This is a genomic window from Variovorax sp. 20P10.2.4, assembly GCF_058244205.1.
On sequence record NZ_JBZAYE010000673.1, the window covers coordinates 1 to 3,783 of the forward strand.

The following is a 3,783-nucleotide window of genomic DNA, read 5'->3' on the forward strand; positions in this document are numbered from 1 at the left end:
TGCGTCGGCTCCTCGTTGAGGCGTGCGCGGTGCTGCACGCGCCGCAGCTCGCGGTAGGCCGCGGCCGCGTTGCGGCCCACGCCCGCGGGCAGCAGGCCGGCGTCCTCCGCGCGGATCAGCAGCGCGATGTTGCCGAGGTTGGGGATCAGTTCGGGATGCTCGCTCGAGGCCGACAGCACCAGGAACTGCACCGCGAACTCGGCATCGACCATGCCGCCGGGGCTGTGCTTGACGTCGAAGCGGTCGGCCTTCACGGGCCGCGCGCCGCGCAGCTTGTCGCGCATCGCGATGATCTCGGCCTTCAGCGCCTCGCGGTTGCGCGGCGCCACCAGCACGGCCTCGCGCACCTGGTCGAAGCGCTCGCCCAGTTCGGCGCCGTGGTCCTCGCTACCGAGCACGAAGCGCGCGCGCGTCATGGCCTGGTGTTCCCAGGTCCAGGCGGTGTTGCTGCCGCGGCCGAGCTGGTACTTCTCGTAGGCCTGGAAGCTGGTGGTCAACAGGCCCGAATTGCCGTTGGGCCGCAGCGCGGTGTCGATCTCGAACAGGTCGCCCTCGCGCGTCTTCACCGTGAGCCAGTTGATGAGCTTGCGCACGTAGGCCGCATAGACCTCGCCGGCGCGCTCGTCGTCGTCGTCGTAGACGAACACGATGTCGAGGTCGCTGCCGTAGCCGAGCTCTTTGCCGCCCAGCTTGCCGTAGCCGATGATCGCGAACTGCGCCACCTCGCGGTGCCGGTTGCGCACGTGCGGCCAGCACCAGCGGGCGGTCACGCGCAGCGTGGAGTCGGCCAGCGCGCTCAGGTCGTCGGCCACCTGCTCGACGGTGATGCGGCCGTCCACGTCGCGCGCCAGGGTGCGGAACACCTCGGCATGGTGCGCGTGGCGCAGCAGGTTCAGCAGGCGCTCCTCGTCGGCCTCGCCGGTGCGGCTCAGCGAGGCATGACGCGCCTCGAGCTCGCGCTCGAACTCGGCGGCCACGAAGCGGCCCGACAGCATCTCGTCGCTGGCCAGCTCGTCGATCACGCCCGGGTGCTGCATCAGGTAGCGCGCCGGCCAGCGCGCCGAGCCCAGCAGACGCAGCAGGCGCTCCTGCACCGCGGGTCGCTCGACCAGCAGCGCGAGGTAGCTCTCGCGGCGCAGCAGCGGCTCGATCCAGTCGGCCCAGCGCAGCGCGGCCTCGACAGGGTGGGTGGTCTGGCCCTGGCCGTCGCCGTCGGGCTCGCGCAGCCACTGGCCGGTGCGCTGCACCAGCTGGCGCAGCCGCGCGCGCGTTTCATCGCGCAGCGCCATCATGCGCGGCGTCTCGCACCAGTCCTTGATGCGCTCGGCGAAGGCCGGCGGCAGCTCGTCGAGCAGGTCCGACAGCTCGGCCGGCGCGGCCGCCTTGCGCGCGCCGTTGCACTTGCCGTTGCAGGGCTTGTCGCCGCCCAGCAGCTTGTCGAACTCCTGCGCGACGAACTCGCGGTGGGTGTCGAGCTGGGCCAGGAACGGGCAGCAGTCGGCATAGCCGAGCGTCTGCGCAATCCAGCGCAGGTCCTCGTCGGCCACGGGCAGCGCATGGGTCTGCTGGTCGTCCAGGTACTGGATGCGGTGCTCGACCTGGCGCAGGAACTCGTAGGCCGCGGCCAGCGCGTCGGCGGTTTCCTGCGGCATCAGGCCGGCGCGCGCGAGCCGCTGCAGCGCATCGAGCGTGGGTCGGGTGCGCAGCTCGGGGAACTGGCCGCCGCGCACCACCTGCAGCAGCTGCACGGTGAACTCGATCTCGCGGATGCCGCCGCGCGACAGCTTGACGTCGTTGGCGCGCTCGGGCCGGCCCGCGCTGCGGCGCGCCGACTGCTCGCGGATCTGGCGGTGCAGCACGCGCAGCGAATCGAACACGCTGTAGTCGAGGTAACGGCGGAACACGAAGGGCAGCACCGCGCCGCGCAGGCCCTGGGCCTGGCCCTGCGCGACCACCTCGGTGGGCGCGACCACGCGGCTCTTCATCCAGGCGAAGCGCTCCCATTCGCGGCCCTGCACCTGGAAATACTCCTCCAGCGCATCGAGCGAGACCACGGGCGGCCCCGAGTTGCCGTTGGGCCGCAGCGCCAGGTCGACGCGGAACACGAAGCCGTGCTCGGTGGTGTCGCCCACCAGCGCGTAGATGCGCTTCACGGCGCGTGCGAAGTACTCCTGGTTCGCGAGCTTGCCGCGGCCCTGCGGGTCGCCAGCGGTGTCGCCGTCCTGGTCGTAGAGGTAGATGAGGTCGATGTCGCTCGACACGTTGAGCTCGCGCGCGCCGAGCTTGCCCATGCCCACGATCCACAGCTGCGAGCGCTGGCCGTCGGCGCCCAGCGGCGCGCCGTGCGCCGCGTCGAGCTCGGCGCAGGCCTCGCGGCAGGCGGTGTCGAGCGCGAACTCGGCGAGCTCGGTGACCGCGGTGGTCACCACGGCCAGCGGCGCCTGGCGATCGCAATCGAGTGTGACAAGGCGTTCCATCACCAGCTGCCGCACGATGCGCAGGGCGTCGCCCACGCCGTCGCCGCGTGCGCGCAGTGCCTCGTAGGCCTGCGTCATCGATGCGCGGCGCGGCTCGCCCTCGGGCAGCAGCGCGAGTTCGCCCGCATAGCGGCGGCGCAGGCGCTGCACGAAGCGCGAATAGGAGGACAAGGCGGGCTTGTCCGCGTCGGGGTTCGTCGATGCTGTAGCTGACAACTGATTCAAACTGGTGCTGGTTGCGGCGGAACCCGTCCCGATGGTGGCGGTCATAATTCCCGGCACAGCGCGATCCTCAATGAACGACACGGTGTCTTCCCCTTCACGTCTGCTCAAGATCACCGCTGTGACGGCGCGCTGGCTCCTGGGTCTTCTCGTGGCTGCGTGGCTTCTCCTGGCCCTGGCAGTCGTGGTCCTGCACGCGTGGATTGTGCCGCGAATCGGCGATTACCGTGGTGCGCTGGAGGCGCAGGCCAGCAAGGCGATCGGGGTGCCGGTGCGCATCGGTTCGATCACGGCCCGCTCGGGCAGCCTGTTCCCCGCCTTCGAGTTGCGCGACGTGGTGCTGCAGGACGCGCAGCAGCGCGAGGCGCTGCGCCTCGTGCGCGTGGTGGCCAGCGTCTCGCCGCGCTCGCTGTGGCGCTTCAATTTCGAGCAGCTCTACATCGAGGGCCCGGCGCTCGACGTGCGCCGCGACGCTCAGGGAAAACTCCATGTCGCGGGCCTGCACATGTCGACCGATACGACCGGAGAAACCCGCGCCGCCGACTGGTTTTTCGCGCAGCGCGAACTGGTGATCGAGGGCGGCACGGTGCGCTGGACCGACGAGCAGCGCCAGGCCGAGCCGCTGATGCTGACCGACGTGCGCTTCGTGGCGCGCAACTGCGGCCGCCGCCACGGCCTGCGGCTCGACGCCACGCCACCGGCCGGCTGGGGCGAGCGCTTCACGCTGCGCGGCCAGTTCCGCCAGCCGCTGCTGTCGGTGCGCACCGGCCGCTGGCAGACCTGGGACGGCCAGATCTACGCCGACCTGCCCTACATCGACGTGACCCGGCTCGGGCGCTACGTATCGATCGACGCGCGCATCCGCGAGGGCAACGGCGCGCTGCGGCTGTGGGCCGACGTGGACGACGGCCAGATCGTCGGCGCCGCCGCCGACCTCGGCCTCGACCGGGTCGATGCCTCGCTCGGCAAGGGGCTGCAGCCGCTGGTGCTGCGCGCGGTCACGGGCCGGCTCGCGGGCCGGCTCACGGTCGACACGATGGAGTTCTCGACCACCGCGCTGCAGTTCGACACCGCCGACGGCCTG

Annotated in this window: 2 protein-coding genes; one reads left to right on the forward strand and one right to left on the reverse strand. The window is 71.4% G+C overall.

The genetic code is table 11. The features are described from left to right. Nucleotides 1-2,747, reverse strand: a 2,747-nt coding sequence (glnE, locus tag AC27VN_RS35445) for a bifunctional [glutamate--ammonia ligase]-adenylyl-L-tyrosine phosphorylase/[glutamate--ammonia-ligase] adenylyltransferase (protein ID WP_490879642.1), incomplete at its 3' end; no start/stop codon positions are given. Between the two features lie 25 nt (nucleotides 2,748-2,772). Here glnE and AC27VN_RS35450 point away from each other — a divergent pair. Beyond that, nucleotides 2,773-3,783, forward strand: a 1,011-nt coding sequence (locus AC27VN_RS35450; protein ID WP_490879643.1) for a YhdP family protein, incomplete at its 3' end; no start/stop codon positions are given.